The organism is Ideonella flava, from assembly GCF_051857595.1.
Taxonomy (GTDB): domain Bacteria; phylum Pseudomonadota; class Gammaproteobacteria; order Burkholderiales; family Burkholderiaceae_C; genus Ideonella.
Map to the genome: position 1 here is coordinate 330,746 of NZ_JBPZHD010000006.1, position 16,310 is coordinate 347,055.

12 protein-coding genes are annotated in these 16,310 nt (G+C 67.8%); 11 read left to right on the plus strand and 1 reads right to left on the minus strand.

What is annotated here, in order from left to right:
* Window positions 1-122 precede the first annotated feature (122 nt).
* On the plus strand, window positions 123-2,699 hold the full coding sequence (locus ACS5PM_RS15285; RefSeq protein WP_439388508.1) for an RICIN domain-containing protein: 2,577 nt from the start codon (window positions 123-125) through the stop codon (window positions 2,697-2,699).
* Window positions 2,700-2,979: 280 nt separating this feature from the next.
* Complete coding sequence (locus ACS5PM_RS15290; protein ID WP_439388509.1) at window positions 2,980-4,779, plus strand: CocE/NonD family hydrolase; 1,800 nt, start codon at window positions 2,980-2,982, stop codon at window positions 4,777-4,779.
* A 454-nt stretch (window positions 4,780-5,233) separates the two neighbouring features.
* Here ACS5PM_RS15290 and ACS5PM_RS15295 read toward each other — a convergent pair whose 3' ends face one another.
* Window positions 5,234-5,467, minus strand: coding sequence for a hypothetical protein (locus ACS5PM_RS15295; protein WP_439388510.1), 234 nt, complete (start codon window positions 5,465-5,467; stop codon window positions 5,234-5,236).
* 407 nt (window positions 5,468-5,874) lie between these two features.
* Between ACS5PM_RS15295 and ACS5PM_RS15300 the strand changes: the two genes are divergently transcribed.
* From ACS5PM_RS15300 to ACS5PM_RS15340, 9 genes are all read left to right on the plus strand, one after another.
* Window positions 5,875-6,684: a hypothetical protein gene (locus ACS5PM_RS15300; RefSeq protein ID WP_439388511.1), complete on the plus strand. Its 810-nt coding sequence runs from the start codon at window positions 5,875-5,877 to the stop codon at window positions 6,682-6,684.
* Window positions 6,685-6,784: 100 nt separating this feature from the next.
* A complete protein-coding gene (locus tag ACS5PM_RS15305) occupies window positions 6,785-8,008 on the plus strand; it encodes a substrate-binding domain-containing protein (RefSeq protein ID WP_439388512.1) in 1,224 nt (407 codons plus the stop codon).
* Between the two features lie 48 nt (window positions 8,009-8,056).
* A complete protein-coding gene (locus ACS5PM_RS15310) occupies window positions 8,057-9,556 on the plus strand; it encodes an extracellular catalytic domain type 2 short-chain-length polyhydroxyalkanoate depolymerase (RefSeq protein ID WP_439388513.1) in 1,500 nt (499 codons plus the stop codon).
* Window positions 9,557-9,611: 55 nt separating this feature from the next.
* On the plus strand, window positions 9,612-10,370 hold the full coding sequence (locus ACS5PM_RS15315) for an ABC transporter ATP-binding protein (RefSeq protein ID WP_439388514.1): 759 nt from the start codon (window positions 9,612-9,614) through the stop codon (window positions 10,368-10,370).
* A complete protein-coding gene (locus ACS5PM_RS15320; RefSeq protein WP_439388515.1) occupies window positions 10,367-11,104 on the plus strand; it encodes an ABC transporter ATP-binding protein in 738 nt (245 codons plus the stop codon). The genes ACS5PM_RS15315 and ACS5PM_RS15320 overlap by 4 nt, the downstream gene beginning before the upstream one ends.
* Window positions 11,101-12,096 (plus strand): branched-chain amino acid ABC transporter permease, encoded by a 996-nt coding sequence (locus ACS5PM_RS15325; protein WP_439388516.1) that lies wholly within the window; start codon window positions 11,101-11,103, stop codon window positions 12,094-12,096. The genes ACS5PM_RS15320 and ACS5PM_RS15325 overlap by 4 nt, the downstream gene beginning before the upstream one ends.
* A 5-nt stretch (window positions 12,097-12,101) precedes the next feature.
* Window positions 12,102-13,190, plus strand: coding sequence for a branched-chain amino acid ABC transporter permease (locus ACS5PM_RS15330; RefSeq protein WP_439388517.1), 1,089 nt, complete (start codon window positions 12,102-12,104; stop codon window positions 13,188-13,190).
* Between the two features lie 20 nt (window positions 13,191-13,210).
* Entirely contained in the window at window positions 13,211-15,355 is a 2,145-nt protein-coding gene (locus ACS5PM_RS15335; RefSeq protein ID WP_439388518.1) for a 3-hydroxybutyrate oligomer hydrolase family protein, read from the plus strand.
* Between the two features lie 22 nt (window positions 15,356-15,377).
* Entirely contained in the window at window positions 15,378-16,229 is an 852-nt protein-coding gene (locus ACS5PM_RS15340) for an alpha/beta fold hydrolase (RefSeq protein WP_439388519.1), read from the plus strand.
* Window positions 16,230-16,310 lie beyond the last annotated feature (81 nt).

Consider the following 16,310-nt stretch of genomic DNA (forward strand, 5'->3'; position numbering starts at 1 on the left):
GGTCCGGGCAACTGGACGGTTGGTCAGTCCGGCCAAGGCAAGCTGCTGAAATTGGTCAGTCCAATTTATCAGCAACCTGGCCGGCCGCGCCCGTGGCCGCCGATCCCGACTCGAGGTCACCCATGAGTAAGACACTGTGGCGGCTGCTTTGCGCAGTCCTGTCGTTGAGCGCGGCCTGGAGCGCACACGCCCAGGCCTACCGCTGGGGCAACGTGGCCATGGGGGGCGGCGGATTCGTCACCGCCGTGGTGCCGAGCAAGACGCAGCGCGACCTGTTCTATGCCCGCACCGACGTGGGCGGCGCCTACCGCTGGGATGCGGCGAACTCGCGCTGGTTGCCGCTGCTGGACGGAGTGTCCGAGGAAGATGTCGGCCTGCTGAGCGTCGACGCCATCGCCCTGGATCCGAAGAACAGCGCGGTGGTCTACCTGCTGGCCGGCGTGCCGTACTTCAGCAACGGCAAGACCGTGGTCATGCGCTCCACCAACTACGGGGCCAGCTTCAGCCGCATCACCGACGTGAGCAGCCAGTTCCGCGCCAACGGCAACGGTCTCGGCCGCGGCAACGGCGAGAAGATGCAGGTCGACCCCGGCAACAGCAACGTGCTGTATGTCGGCTCCCGTGGCAACGGGCTGTTCAAGAGCACGAACGCCGGGGCCAGCTTCAGCCGGGTGGCGTCGCTGCCGGTGACCACGACGCCCAACGAATCCGGCATCAGCTTCGTGCTGCTGGACCCGTCGAGCGTGAGCAACGGCGTCGCGCAGAGGATCTTCGTCGGCGTCTCGCGCTACGGCTCGATAGGTGCCAACCTGTACCGCAGCGACGATGCGGGCGTCAGCTTCAGCCCGGTGGCGAATGCGCCGGGGTCGTACTTGCCGCAACGTGCAGCGCTGGCCAGCGACGGCAGCCTCTACATCACCTACGGCAACGGTTCCGGTCCCCACGGGGACTGGAAGACCCTGAACCCCCCGGAGCCGATGGATGCCGGCCAGGTGTGGAAGTACGGCGTCGCCACCGGCGTGTGGACGGACGTCACGCCGGCCGGCCTCGGCCGGCCCTTCTCGGGCGTGTCGATCGACCCGACGCACCCGCAACGCGTGCTGGTCTCGACCATCAACACCTACATGCAGCAGGGCAACTCCTGGGGCGACCACTTCTTCCTCACCACCAACGGCGGCGCCACCTGGACAGACGTGGTGGCGCGAGGCTTCGAGCAGGACACGAACGGCATCGACTGGATCACCGGCTATTCCATCCACTGGGCGAGCAGCATCGAGTTCGATCCGTTCAACCCCGCCGCCGCCTGGGTGACCTCGGGCAACGGCGTCTTCCGTACCGCCGACCTGGACGCCGTCCCGACCCGATGGGCCTTCACCGTGAAGGGCCTGGAGGAAACCGTCCCGCAGGCGGTACAGAGCGTGGCCGGCGGGCCGCTGCTGTCGGTGATCGGTGACTACGACGGCTTCCGCCACAGCAACATCACCACCTACGTGCCGGTCCACCAGCCCCCGATGGGGACCACGACCGGCCTGGCCGTCGCGGCGGCCAAGACCACGGTGGCGGTCCGCGTCGGATCGAAGATGTACCGATCCGCCGACACCGGCGCCACCTGGGTCGAAGTCGCGGGCATCAAGGGCACCAAGGGCACGGTGGCCCTGTCGGCCGACGGTGCCACCCTGCTGCACACCTTCGCCAACTCGGAAGGCACCTATGCGACTTATCGCAGCACGAACTTCACCAGCGGCAGTCCCACCTGGACCGCCGTCGGTGGACTCTCCGGCAATGCGGTGCGGCCCATTGGCGACCCTGTCAACGCCAACACCTTCTATGCCTACGACAACGGCACGCTGAAGGTCAGCACCAACGGCGGAGCGAGCTTCAGCAACGCAGCCACCCTGGACGCCGGAGGATCCACGCTGCTGCGCGCCGCTCCGGGCCGCGCAGGGGATGTCTGGGTGGCCCTCAGGGGAGGCGGCCTCGCCCGCTCGACCAACTCCGGCGCGTCCTTCGCCAAGCTTTCCGCCGTGACGTACTGCGGTGCGGTCGGTTTCGGAAAGGCCCAGAGCGGCAAGACCTATCCGACGGTGTTCATCTGGGGGACCGTCGGGACCGGCAAGCGCGGGATCTATCGCTCCTCCGACGCCGGCGCGAGCTGGGTGCAGGTGAACGACGACATGCACCAGTTCGGCGGGCCCGGCAACGGCGAGTTCGTGAGCGGCGACATGAACGTCGAAGGACGCGTCTACATGAGCACCGTCGGACGTGGCATCGTCTACGGAGGGCCCGCCGCGACGCGCCTGTCGGCGCGGCACAGTGGCAAGTGCGCGGATGTCGACGGTGCCAGCAAGGTCGCCGGCGCGCCGCTGGCCCAGCGTACCTGCACCTCAGGGGACGACCAGCTCTGGACCTTCCTGGACGCAGGCTCCGGCTCGTGGCGCCTGAAAGTCCGGCACAGCGGCATGTGCATGGACCTGGCGAGCCAAAGCACGGCCGCCAACGTGGGCCTGGTGCAGGCGGCCTGCACGAGTGCACTCAGCCAGCAATGGGCCAGCGAGGACATGGGCAACGGCTGGTTCAGGCTGAAGTCGCGCTATAGCGGCCTGTGCATGGACGTCAATGCGGGCAGCACGTCCGACGGTGCCAAGCTGGTGCAGTTCTCCTGTTCCGCGGCCGCCAGCCAGCAGTGGAAACGCTACTGACATGAGCTCGCCGGCCCGGCCGCGTCGCGCCGGGCCCTGGCCTTCAGCCGGCGGACCCGCCCGCCGAGGCGGTTGCGGTCCCCGGCCCCAGCAGCCGGCTTCCCGCCGTCCTCGAGCCGCGTCCCCGAGGTCCGGTCGATGTTCAGGCCCCCTAAGGTGGGGCCGCCGCCTGCATTGACCCGGCGCGAGCGTGCCACCCAGAATCTTCGTTCGCCCCTGCGAGCGTGTCGCCGCCGCCAAACGTTCGTGCTCCGCAATCATTTCTTGTGAGGAGACACACATGGCTTCAAGACGTTCGGCCTTCGCTCGCTCGAGCCTGACGGTGGGCTGCGCGATGGCCGCCGGCGCAGCGCTCATCTCTGTTCCCTCGACCGCCTCGGCGGCTTCGCCCTGGGTCGTCGGCAACCGCACGGTGCCCTACTTCGACCGGGCGCTGGCCGTCACAGAGACCATCAACGTGCGCACCGGCGCCGACCGCGACCGCAACGGCACGCCCGACACCATCCGCGTCGAGATCACCCGTCCCGACACGGCCGAGGGCGACAAGGTCCCGGTGATCATCCATGCGTCGCCCTACTTCTTCAATGGCTCCCGCGATGCCTGGGAGACCGACTTCTTCGTCCCGCGCGGCTATGCCGTCGCCACCGTGGCCCTGCCGGGCACCGACTTCTCGACGGGCTGCGCCGATGTCGGCGGCGACCGCGAGGTGCGGGGCACCAAGGCCGTGATCGACTGGCTCAACGGCCGCGCCGAGGGCTACTACCTCGATGGCAGCCAGGCCGACGCCACCCAGTGGAGCACCGGCAAGGCCGGAATGATCGGCGTGTCGTGGGACGGCACGATCGCCAACTCGGTCGCGGCCACCGGCGTGAAGGGGCTGGAGACCATCGTGCCGGTCGCCGCCATCTCCAGCTGGTACGACTACACCCGGGGCAACGGCATCCCCTTCTACGAAGACCACGTCGCCTTCCTCAACGACTTCGTCAGCAACTACGACAGCCAGTTCTGCAGGGACATGACGCCGCGCCTGCAGAAGCATTCGGACGACCCGACGGGCAACTACAACGACTTCTGGGCCGTGCGCGACTACCGGCTCGACGCCTCGCAGATGAAGGCCAGCGTCTTCGTCGTGCACGGCCTGAACGACGAGAACGTGAAGACGCGCCAGTTCGGCGAATGGTGGGACGAGCTGGAAAAGTACGGCATCAAGCGCCGGATCTTCCTGCACCAGGGCCAGCACATCGAGCCGTACTACTCCTTCGGCTCGACCTACACCACGCCGCTGCTGCAGTGGTTCGACTACTACCTTCAAGGGCTCGACAACGGCGCGCCGAAGGAGCCGCAGGCCATCATCCAGCGCGAGGACACCACCTGGTCGACCGACAAGCTGTGGCCGCCCGAAGGCACCGCCGACCAGCAACTGAAGCTCACCTCGCCGCTGGGCCGGCTCGCGGGCGCGTTGACCACGCCCTCCGCCAACATCCCGCAGGGCAAGCGCTTCCTGACGTTCACGCAGTCGACCGAGTACTCGAGCGATTCGATCGTCGCCAACCCCACCCAGCCGCGCGGCGACCGGCTGGTGTTCCTCACCGACGCGCTCGCGGACAAGGTGCGTGAGTCCGGCACCGCCACGCTCACCCTGCGCGTCAAGGTCGATCGACCGACGGCCGGCTTCCAGGCTCGCGTGGTGGACTACAACGGCAACTCCGCCTTCATCGTCTCGCGCACCATCGCCGACCTCGGCCACTTCAAGTCGTGGGAAACGAAGAAGGAACTGGTGCCGGGAAAATGGTACGAGCTGACCTGGGAGATCAACACCGATGACCGCATCTTCGCCAAGGGCCACAACCTCGGCCTGGTCATCACCGCGGAAAAGGCCAACCCGCTGATCGGCTACCAGCCCGTCACGGCGACCGTCGACACCGAGAACTCCTGGATCACCATGCCGCTGTCCGGCAGCATCTCCAGCCTGGCCTTCGCCCGCCCGCTCGCGCCCATCGTCACCACCACGGTCGGCCCGGCCGGGCCGAGCCGCGACGTGCGCGAGTTCGTCCGCGAGTTCTTCGAGGGTTCGAAGTAACCGGGGGTCATCGCCCCTCGCGAAGAGGAGCCCGCCGGCAGCGATGCCAGCGGGCTGGGTGGCGCCATGTTTCGCGACGCGGCGTCCGGCCATGGCCGCCGGGATTGACCGCAGGCTCCGGGCCAGAGTAAGGTCGGCCTTCTCGGCAACCATGAAAGGAGGTGATATGTCTTCAATCTCTAGGTCTGGGGCGGATCCCCAGCTCATGTAGCCGGCTTTCGTAGCCTGACCCGCGGGCGCTCCTCACCACTGGTGGGAGCGCCCGCGTCATTTCCGGGCCGGGCGTTCGCAACCGCCCGGGCCTCATGCGGCGTGCACGCCGAGAGCGCGCGTTTCATCCGGCGTCGCCGAGCCGGTACAGCATCGCGATCTTCAGCTCCGGCTCCTGAAGCGCCATCCAGTCGTCAAGCGCTGCAGCAGGCCGGCCGCAGCCCACGGGCCCCGTCGACGGCGCTCAGCACCAGGCCGCAGCGACCGCCGTCAAGGCGAAGCCCATGGCTCGGTGTCGCCGCGACTGCAGGAACCGCGTGCGAGCCGAAGCGCACTCGCCTTCACCGCGCTCCGAGGCGGCGTCGATCAGGTAGCTCGCGCACACCGCGAGCGCGGCCACCAGCACCAGCGTCCAGTCGACCGTGCCGGCGAGCAGCAGGCCAAGCGTCGCCAGGCCGCCGGCCGCGAAGGTCGGCATGGCCAATCCACAGCAGGGACCCATGGGCGAAATGAGGCGGAAGGGGCGGTCTCGGCCAGCGAGGTCATCGTGAGGGCTCGGTACGGCGGCCTCCACGATGGCGGGCCTGCTGCCGATGACGGCATGTCCGGGGGCGTTGGTTTGGCCGGCATTTCGGAGGCCGGTCGGACGTGATCCAAATGTTTCAGTGGCGCTTGCGAGCATCTGCCCCGCACACCCTGGCAGGCGACCCAGCGACTGACCAGCCTGAATCCGGGTAGGCCATGAATCCTGAAGGCCACTGAGGGCTGCCGGCTCCGTCGCGCGTTGTCCGGCATTCGGACAGCACCGTGAAGTTTGTCCAAGAACCGGGCAGGTGTCGCGCCCGCTCAGCAACTTGAGCAGCCCCCGAAAATACAATCGTTTACATGAACTGCCGCCGGTCCCTTGCCGGTGGATTCTTCTTGGGAGTCCGGAAAGTGATTTCAAAACAGTGGCGCCTCATCGGCGCCTTTTGCGTTGTCTTGCTCAACGCATGTGGTGGCGGGGGTTCCGACGATTCGACGATCGTCCTCGACTTCGATGGCGAGCGGGTGGATGCGACCTTCTTCGAGCACCAGGAGATGTACGTCAATGCGCAGTCTGATCCCGACGTCACGATCGCGCTGTCGGCGGATGGCGAGGTGTCGGGTCCGATCTATGTTCAGGTGGTCGATAACAATCAGGCTTTCGTCGGTGAGTCGGCGGCCATCACCGATCAAGGCGACGGGCGCTTCACGGCAACCCTTCGCGCCAATTCCGACCTGCCTCCCGGCACCTATGCCGGCAGTCTGACGGTGAACATCTGCAAGGACGTGACCTGCGGGAGCAAGTACAAGGTGACGGGCAACACGCTGCCCTACACGATCACCATCGTCCCGCAGATGTCCTTGATGATCTATGTGGACGGTGTCGAGGTGGCCGCGGCCACGTCCAGCAGCGATGTGATTCAGCTGCCGTACACCCCGCGCACGAGCATCGAGATCGTCTCCAACACTCCGGCGGCGATCTCAGCGCAGGACCATCCGGGCTCGTACACATTCGACATCGATCCCGGCTCGACCTCGCAGGACTGGATGGCGCAGATCGACACCTCCTCCGGACTCCTGCCCGGCGCCTTCGTCTACGTGAAGGCGGCCGACGGCACGGGAGACGCCCAGAAGGAGGTCGCCGTGTACTTCTCCTTTAATTCCTTCTGACCTCCGACCAGCCGGCCTAGGGCTTGCCCTAGGCCAGCCGTTCTCGGCATGCGCGTTGCATTGCTCAGCTCTATCCATATGGACTCAGGAGACCTGACTGATGCGACCTCGTGCCGTTTGCCTCTTGATCGACTTGCCGATCCGCGCCGCGCTGGGCCTGGTGGTCGGTGCTTCTCTGCTCGGTGAGGGCGCGGCCCTCGCGGCCACTGAAATCCGCATCGCCCACATCCACTCGCTCACCGGCCCGCTCGAGGCCTACGGCAAGCAGACCACCACCGGCTTCCAGATGGGCCTGGATTTCGCGACCGGCGGCACGATGATGGTGGCCGGCAAGAAGCTGGTGGTGATCGAGAAGGACGACCAGGGCAAGCCGGACGTGGGCAAGAGCCTGCTCACCGCGGCCTATTCGGATGACAAGGCCGACATCGCCGTCGGGCCGACCTCCTCGGGTGTCGCGCTGGCCATGCTTCCCGTGGCCGAGGAGTACAAGAAGATCCTCCTGGTGGAGCCGGCCGTGGCCGACTCGATCACCGGCGACAAGTGGAACAAGTACATCTTCCGCACCGGCCGCAACTCGTCTCAGGACGCCATCTCGAACGCGGTCGCGCTCGACAAGCAAGGCACCGTCATCGCCACGCTGGCGCAGGACTACGCCTTCGGCCGTGACGGCGTGAAGGCCTTCAAGGACGCGCTGAAGAACGCGAAGATCGTCCACGAGGAGTACCTGCCGCAGAACACGACCGACTTCACCGCCGGCATCCAGCGCGTCGTGGATGCGCTCAAGGGGCAGGGCGGGCGCAAGGTGATCGAGGTGATCTGGGCCGGCGGCACACCGCCCTACAACGCGCTGGCGGCGCAGGAGCTGGCCAAGCGCTACCAGATCGAGGTCTTCACCGGCGGCAACATTCTGCCGGCCATGGCGGCGTACAAGAACTTCCCCGGCATGGAGGGCGCCACCTACTACTACTTCGGCATCCCCAAGAACCCGGTCAACGAGTGGCTGGTCTCCAACCACTACAAGCAGTTCAAGGCCCCGCCGGACTTCTTCACCGCGGGCGGCATGACGGCCGGCATCGCGATCGTCGAGGCGCTGAAGAAGACGGGCGGCGATGCCTCGCCCAACAAGCTGATTGCCGCGATGGAGGGCATGAGTTTCGAGTCGCCCAAGGGCCGGATGACCTTCCGCAAGGAGGACCACCAGGCCATGCAGAGCATGTACCACTTCAAGATCAAGGTGGATCCGGCGTTCGCGTGGGGAGTGCCGGAGCTGGTCCGGGAGATCAAAGCCGAAGAGATGAGCGTTCCGATCAAGAACAAGCGTTGATCGAAGCGGGTCCAAGAACCCGCATTCCCCAACCACAGGAGACAAGCCATGAAGACGCTCGCCCATCGCATGGGCGGCGTCGCGGCGTCAGTACTTGCCGCGTTCGCCGCCTGCTCATCGACCGCTGCCGTCGTGACGCTGCCGCAGCTGAACATCGACAAGTCCGGGATCACGGTCTCGGGCCTGTCCTCGGGCGGCTTCATGGCCAACCAGCTGGGCTATGCCTACGCCAGCACCTTCAAGGGCGTGGGCGTGTTCGCCGGCGGGCCCTACATGTGCGCCGGCCACAGCAACTACACCGCCTGCATGTACAACGCCAGCATCACGGCCAGCATGCTCAGCACGATGCAGGCCGACCTGAACAACTGGAGCGGCACGTCCAACGATGCGTTGGCGAACGTGGCGGCGCAGAAGGTGTTCATGTTCGTGGGCACCAGCGACTACACCGTCGGCCCCAACCCCATGAGCGCGGTGCAGACGCAGTACACCAACAACGGTGTCACGGCCGCCAACCTGAGCTATGTGCAGCGCAGCGGCACAGCGCACGTCTTCCCGACTGACTTCGATTCGACGGGCAACAACAGTTGCGGCACCAGCGCTTCGCCCTACATCGCCAACTGCAGCTACGACGGCGCCAAGGCGACGCTCGCCAAGTTCTACGGCACCCTCAACGCCCGCAACAACGCCCCGGCCGCGGCAAACTACATCGAGTTCGACCAGACGCCCTACATCGCCGGCAACCCCGGCTTGGCCGCCAGCGGCTGGGCCTATGTGCCGGCCAACTGCGCGAGCGGCGCGCAGTGCAAGCTCCACGTCGCGCTGCACGGCTGCCAGCAGAACTACGCGACCATCGGCGACAAGTTCGTCAGGAACACCGGCTACACGCGCTGGGCCGACACCAACAGCATCGTCGTGCTGTTCCCGCAGACCAGGGTCGACAACACCAGCCGGCAAACCTCGGCCAGCGGCTCGCTCGCCAACCCCAACGGCTGCTGGGACTGGATAGGCTGGTACGGCAACGGCTTCGCGCAGAAGGCCGGCACGCAGATGGCAGCCATCAAGGCGATGGTGGACCGGGTGTCCTCCGGCTCCGGCGGTGGCGGCACGCTGCCCGCACCGACCGGCGTGGCCACCTCCAACGCCACCGACACCACGATGACGATCGGGTGGAATGCGGTGAGCGGCGCGGCGGGCTACCACGTGTTCCGCAACGGCGGCCAGGTCGACACCTCGCTCGTCACCAGCACCAGCTATCTCGACTCGGGCCTGGCGCCGGCCACGACCTACTCGTGGACGGTCGCTGCGGTGGATGGCAACGGTGCGCAGGGCGCGATGTCATCACCCGCCAGCGGCACGACCACCGGTGCCGCGGCCACCTGCTACACGGCGAGCAACTACGCCCACACGACAGCCGGCCGCGCGCACCAGAGCGGCGGGTATGCCTATGCCAACGGCTCCAACCAGAACATGGGGCTGTGGAATGTCTTCGTCGTCACGACGCTGAAGCAGACGGCCCCGAACTACTACGTCATAGGCACCTGCCCCTGAAACGGAGCCCCCACGCTTCCTGCCGGTCCGCGCAAGGCCCTTGGTCAATTCGTGAATGCTTGAAACCAGAAATCTCACCATTCGCTTCGGCGGCCACGTGGCGGTGGACCACGTGAGCTGCGCCTTCGCGCCCGGCACGCTCACCGCCATCGTCGGGCCGAATGGCGCGGGCAAGACGACCTACTTCAACCTCATCTCCGGCCAGCTGCCCGCGAGCGAAGGCCAGGTGCTGCTGGACGGGATGGACATCACGCGGATGGCCGCGCCGCTGCGCACCCGTCGCGGCCTGGGCCGTGCCTTCCAGCTGACGCAGCTGTTCCCCAACCTCACGGTGCTCGAGAACGTCCGCCTCGCGGTGCAGGCCAGGCACGGCGGTGGCCTCAACCTGTGGCAGGTCTGGCTGGATCGCCAGGATTGGCTCGAGGAGGCCCGGGAAATCCTCTCCACGGTGCACTTGCTGGATCGGCGTGACGCCGCGGCGGCCAGCCTGCCGCACGGCGACCAGCGCAAGCTGGAAGTGGCGCTGCTGATGGCGCTGGAGCCGCGGGTCTACATGTTCGACGAGCCCACCGCCGGCATGAGCGTGGACGAGGTGCCGGTGGTGCTGGATCTGATCCGCGCGCTGAAGGCCAGGGCCGACTGCACCATCCTGCTTGTCGAGCACAAGATGGACGTGGTGCGCGAGCTGGCCGACCGCATCATCGTGCTGCACAACGGCGCGCTGGTGGCGGATGGCGATCCTGCGACGGTGATCGCATCGGACGTGGTCCAGCAGGCCTACCTCGGCACGGCGCCCGTGGAGGAGGCGGCATGACGTCTCCAGTGCTCGAGCTGCAAGGCGTGCACACCCACATTGGCGCGTACCACATCCTCCACGGCGTGGACCTCGCCGTGCCCGCCGGCCAGGTGACCATGCTGCTGGGCCGCAATGGCGCGGGCAAGACCACGACACTGCGAACCATCATGGGCCTGTGGCGGGCCAGCGCCGGCAGCGTGCGCTTCAATGGCCAGTCGATCGACAGCCTCTTCACGCCCGACATCGCCCAGCTCGGCATCGCCTACGTGCCCGAAAGCATGGGCATCTTCGGCGGCCTCACGGTGAAGGAGAACCTGCTGCTCGCCGCGCGCGCGGCACGCCGCGAAGAAGAGCTCGACAAGGCGCGCCTGGACTGGCTCTTCGGCCTCTTCCCCGCGCTGCACAAGTTCTGGCTCTACCCGGCCGGCAAGCTCTCGGGCGGGCAGAAGCAGATGCTCGCCGTGGCGCGCGCCATCATCGAGCCGCGCGCCCTGCTGCTCATCGACGAGCCCAGCAAGGGCCTCGCGCCGGCCATCATCCAGAACCTCGTCACCGCCTTCACCGAGCTCAAGCGCCAGCAGACGACGCTGCTGCTGGTCGAGCAGAACTTCATGATGGCCAAGGCGCTGGGCGACCGCGTGGCGGTGATGGACGACGGCCGCGTGGTGCACACCGGCGCCATGGACGAACTCGCCGGGGACGAAGCGCTGCAGCAGCGCCTGCTGGGTCTGTCGCTGGGGGCGCACCAATGAGCGCCATCCCGCAAGCCCGCTTCGACTTCAAGCCGCTCATGCTGCTGGCGGTCGTCGCGCTCGCCGCCTGGCCGCTCATCGGCTCGGGCGCCACCTGGCTCACGCTCACCGTCGCCGGCCTCGCGATGGGCCTCATCGTCTTCGTCATCGCCTCGGGCCTCACGCTCGTCTTCGGCCTGATGGACGTGCTGAACTTCGGCCACGGCGTGTTCATCGCCTTCGGCGCCTTCGTCGCCACCAGCGTGATGGGCGGCATGGCCGACTGGACGGGCAGTGCGGTGGCCTGGCAGAACCTCGCCGCCGTCTTCGCCGCCATGCTCGCCGCGATGGCGGTCGCCGGCGCCATCGGCTGGGCCTTCGAGCGCGTGGTGGTTCGCCCGGTCTATGGCCAGCACCTGAAGCAGATCCTCATCACCATGGGCGGCATGATCATCGGCGAAGAGGTGATCAAGATGATCTGGGGCCCGGCGCAGGTGCCGCTGCCCCTGCCGCCATCGCTGCGCGGCGCGGTGCTCCTGGGCGATGCGGCGGTGGAGGTCTACCGGCTCTTCGCCGTCGTCGTCGGCCTCGTCGTCTTCGCCGTGCTGCTGTGGGTGCTCAACCGCACCAAGCTCGGCCTGCTGGTCCGAGCCGGCGTGCAGGACCGGGAAATGGTCGAGTCGCTGGGCTACCGCATCCGGCGCCTGTTCATCGGGGTGTTCGTCGCGGGCTCGGCGCTCGCCGGCCTGGGCGGCGTGATGTGGGGCCTGTACCAGCAGAGCGTGGTGCCGCAGATTGGTGCGCAGGTGAACACGCTGCTGTTCATCGTCATCATCATCGGCGGGCTGGGCTCCACGCTCGGCTGCTTCGTGGGCGCGCTGCTGGTGGGGCTGATGGCCAACTACACCGGCTTCGTGGCGCCCAAGGTCGCGCTGTTCTCGAACATCGCGCTGATGGTCGCGGTGCTGCTGTGGCGCCCGCAGGGCCTGTATCCCGTGTCGGGCCCACGGTGACCGGCATGCTGAACCGCATGCTCTCCCACGACCTGCCGCGCAGCCGCGCACTGGCCATCGCACTCGTGCTGGTGCTCGCGCTGCTGGCCGTCGAGCCCTTCCTCTTCCCGGGCGCCAAGGCGCTGAACGTGGCGGCCAAGATGCTGGTCTTCGTGCTGCTCGTGGCCAGCTACGACCTGCTGCTGGGCTACACCGGCATCGTCAGCTTCGCCCACACCATGTTCTTCGGCATCGGGGCCTATGGCGTGGCCATAGGCTGCACGCGCTGGGCGGGCGACGAGGGCGTCGGCTGGGGGGGAGTGGCGGCCGGCGTGAGTGTCGCCCTCGCACTGTCGCTCGCCCTGAGCCTGCTCATCGGCCTGTTCAGCCTGCGCGTGAAGGCCATCTTCTTCGCGATGATCACGCTCGCCGTGGCGGCGGCTTTCCAGACGCTGGCCTCGCAACTTTCCGAGCTCACCGGCGGCGAGGATGGACTGAGCTTCAAGACGCCGCTGTGGCTGTCGCCTTCGTTCGAGCCCTTCGAGGAGCCGGTCTTCGGCCTCATGATCGACGGCAAGGTCATCGCCTACTACGTGCTGTTCTTCTCGGTGGTGCTGGGCTTCCTGGCCTTGCTTCGCATCGTCAACTCGCCCTTCGGCCGCGTGCTGCAGGCCATCCGCGAGAACGACTTCCGTGCCGAGGCCATCGGCTACCGCACGGTGGTCTATCGCAGCCTGAGCAACGTGCTGGCCGCGCTGTTCGCCACGCTCGCCGGCGCGCTGCTCGCGCTGTGGCTGCGCTACACCGGCCCCGAGACCACGCTGGGCTTCGAGGTGATGCTGGACGTGCTGCTCATCGTCGTCATCGGCGGCATGGGCACGCTCTACGGCGCGGTGATCGGCACCGTGCTCTTCGTCTTCGCGCAGAACTACCTGCAGGACCTGCTCAAGCACCTGGGCGGCGAAGCTGGGTTGCTGGCCGGCGTGCCGGTGCTGTCTTCGCTGGTTTCGCCCGAGCGCTGGCTGTTCTGGCTGGGGCTGGGTTTCGTGCTGTGCGTCTATTTCTTCCCGAGCGGCGTCGTGGGCCGGCTGCGCGCTCGGGGCACCAACCCATAGCCGGCCCGAGGAGACTCGCAGTGCATCGCCAACTCACCTTGCTTGCTGTGACCGCCACCCTGGCCTGCAGCACCGCCCAAGCCGCCCCGCCCAACCAGCGCCCGGCCGTCTTGCGCGGACCCATCAGCGAGAAAGCCTACGACGGCATCACCGACGACCTGCTCACCGGCGGCCTCGGCAAGACCGGGCTGCTGGGCGCCGCGCCCGCCTTCGTCGACCCGCTTCACCCCACGCCTGCCGAGCTGCGCCGCAACGCCATCCACACCAACTACCGGGCACTGGTCGACTACACCATCCCCGGCGGCTTCACCGTGTTCTACGGCCCCAACATCGACGTCGACGGCCACGACACGCTCGGCGAGGGCAAGGTGCCCGGCCGTGAATACATCGTCTGGGCGGACGACGGCAGCGGTGCCCAGAACGTGACGCTGATGGTGCAGGTGCCCGACAGCTTCAGCCCCGACGCGGCCTGCATCGTCAGCGCCACCTCCTCCGGCTCGCGCGGCATCTACGGCGCGATAGGCACCTCGGGAGACTGGGGCCTGAAGCACGGCTGCGCGGTGGCCTATGCCGACAAGGGCTCGGGCAACGGCCTGCACGACCTGATGACCAACCAGGTCACGGCGCGCGATGGCGTGCTGGGCGACGCGACGGCGCTGGGCATCGAGTCCATCTTCACGGCCAACGTCAGTGACGAGCAGCGCGCGGCGTTCAACGCCGCCACGCCCAACCGCGTGGCCTACAAGCACGCGCATTCGCAGCAGAACCCCGAGGCCCAGTGGGGCCGCAACACGCTGGACGCGATCCGCTTCGCCTTCTACGTGCTCAACGAGCGCTACGGCCCGGTCGATGGCAAGGGCCGGCACCGCGTGGCGCTGAATCCGAAGAACACGCTGGTGATCGCCAGCAGCGTGTCGAACGGCGCCGGCGCTGCGCTCGCGGCGGCCGAGCAGGATGCCGAAGGGTTGATCGACGGTGTCGCCGTGAGCGAGCCCAGCGTCCAGCCGCGCGGCGCCAAGAACCTGCAGATCGAGCAGGGCGGCCATGTCTTCCCGACGGTGGGCAAGCCGCTGGCCGACTACTTCAGCTTCGCCAACGTCTACCAGCCCTGTGCGCTGCTGTCGTCGCAGGCTGGGCTGTCACTGCATGCGGCCTTCTGGCCGGCGGCCTACACCGCGTCGGCCGAGGCGCGCTGCGCCGGCCTCGCCGCCAAGGGCCTGGTCAGCGGCGCGACGACGGCCGAGCGGGCCGACGATGCGCTCGCGAAGATGCAGGCCTACGGCTGGCTGCCCGACAGCAACTTCCTGCAGCAGTCGCACTTCCGCTTCGCGACCAACGCGATCGCCGTCACCTACACCAACACCTACGGTCGCTTCAGCGTGCTGGACAGCCTCTGCGGCTTCAGCTTCGCCAACACTGATGCGTCCGGCAACGTGACCGCGCAGCTGCCATTGGCCGAGGCGGGCATCTTCGCCACCGGCAACGGCATCCCGCCGACCACCGGCATCAACGTCGTCTACAACGATTCGGTCGGCGGCGCGAAGCTGGACTTCCTCGCCACATCGCCGTCGACCAGTGCCGCGGACTTCGCGCTCGACGGCGCGCTCTGCCAGCGCTCGCTGGTGACGGGCCGCGACGCGGTCACCGGCGCGAAGCTGTCGGGCGACATGAAGGCGAAGTCGGATCGCCTGCGCGCCGGCATCAAGGAGGTGCAGCTCGGCGCCCGCCTGCACGGCAAGCCCGCCATCGTGGTGGCCGGCCGCAACGATGCGCTGCTGCCGATCAACCATGCCTCGCGCGCCTGGTTCGCCAAGAACCAATCCACCGCCGCGGACGAGGGCGGCAAGGCGGCGGATGTGCGCTACGTCGAAGTCACCAACGCCCAGCACTTCGACTCCTTCATCGCGATCGGTGCCTTCACCGGCTACGACACGCGCTTCATCCCGCTGCACGTCTACTTCAACCAGGCGCTGGATGCGATGTGGGCCCACCTGAAGACGGGGGCCGCACTGCCGCCCAGCCAGGTGGTGCGCACGGTGCCACGCGGCGGCACGCCGGGTGCGGCCCCGGCGCTGACAGCGGCCAACGTCCCGCCGATCCAGTCCGCTCCGGCCGCCGGTGACGTGATCAGCTTCAGCAGCGGCACTCTCCACATTCCCGACTGAAGCGGCGAGCGAGGACCAGGCGATGAACGACTTCCAATCGCGCTACCTGAGCTGCGAGGGCCGCGAGGTCCACTTCACCGAGTGGGGCGCGGCGCGTGGCGAGGTCGTCATCGCCTGGCATGGCCTGGCCCGCACCGGCCGCGACATGGACGAGGTGGCGGCGCACCTCGCTTCGCGCGGCTACCGGGTGATCTGCCCCGACACGATAGGCCGCGGGCTCTCGCAGTGGAGCCCGCAGCCGGCCGAGGAGTACGGCCTGCGCTTCTACGTGAAGCTCGCGGTGGCTCTGGTGGACCAACTGGGCGTCGACCGCTTTCATTGGATAGGCACCTCGATGGGCGGCGCGATCGGCCTGCGCGCGGCGGCCACCAGCTTGCGCGGCCGCATCCGAACGCTGCTGCTCAACGACATCGGCCCGCGCCTGGCGCCGCCTGCCGTCGAGCGCATCCGCGGCTACGCCGGCCAGCCGCCGGCCTTTGCCACGGTGACTGAATTGGAACGCTACTTCCGCACCGTCTACGAGCCCTACGGCCTCCTCACCGATGCCCAGTGGCGCCGCCTGACCGAAACGTCCACCCGCCGCCTGCCCGACGGTCGCGTGACGCCGCACTACGACCCGGCGATGGTCCAGCAGTTCGTCAACTACCCCACCGACTACGACCAGTGGGAGGCCTGGGATTCGCTGACCGGCCTGCCGGTGATGTGCCTGCGCGGCGCGACCAGCGACCTGCTCGAGCCCGAAGTGGCCCAGGCCATGCGCGAGCGCGGACCCCGGGCCGAGGTCATCGAGATCGCCGGCTGCGGTCATGCGCCGGCGTTGAACGTGCCAGCGCATTTCGAACTGGTGGATCGTCTTCTCGCTGCGGGGGCCTGACACCCGCCCGGCGGCGCCGCAGGCCCGAAGGGTTGTGGTGGAGAGCGGCGAAGCAGATGATGCAGCCGCAGTTCGGAGCGC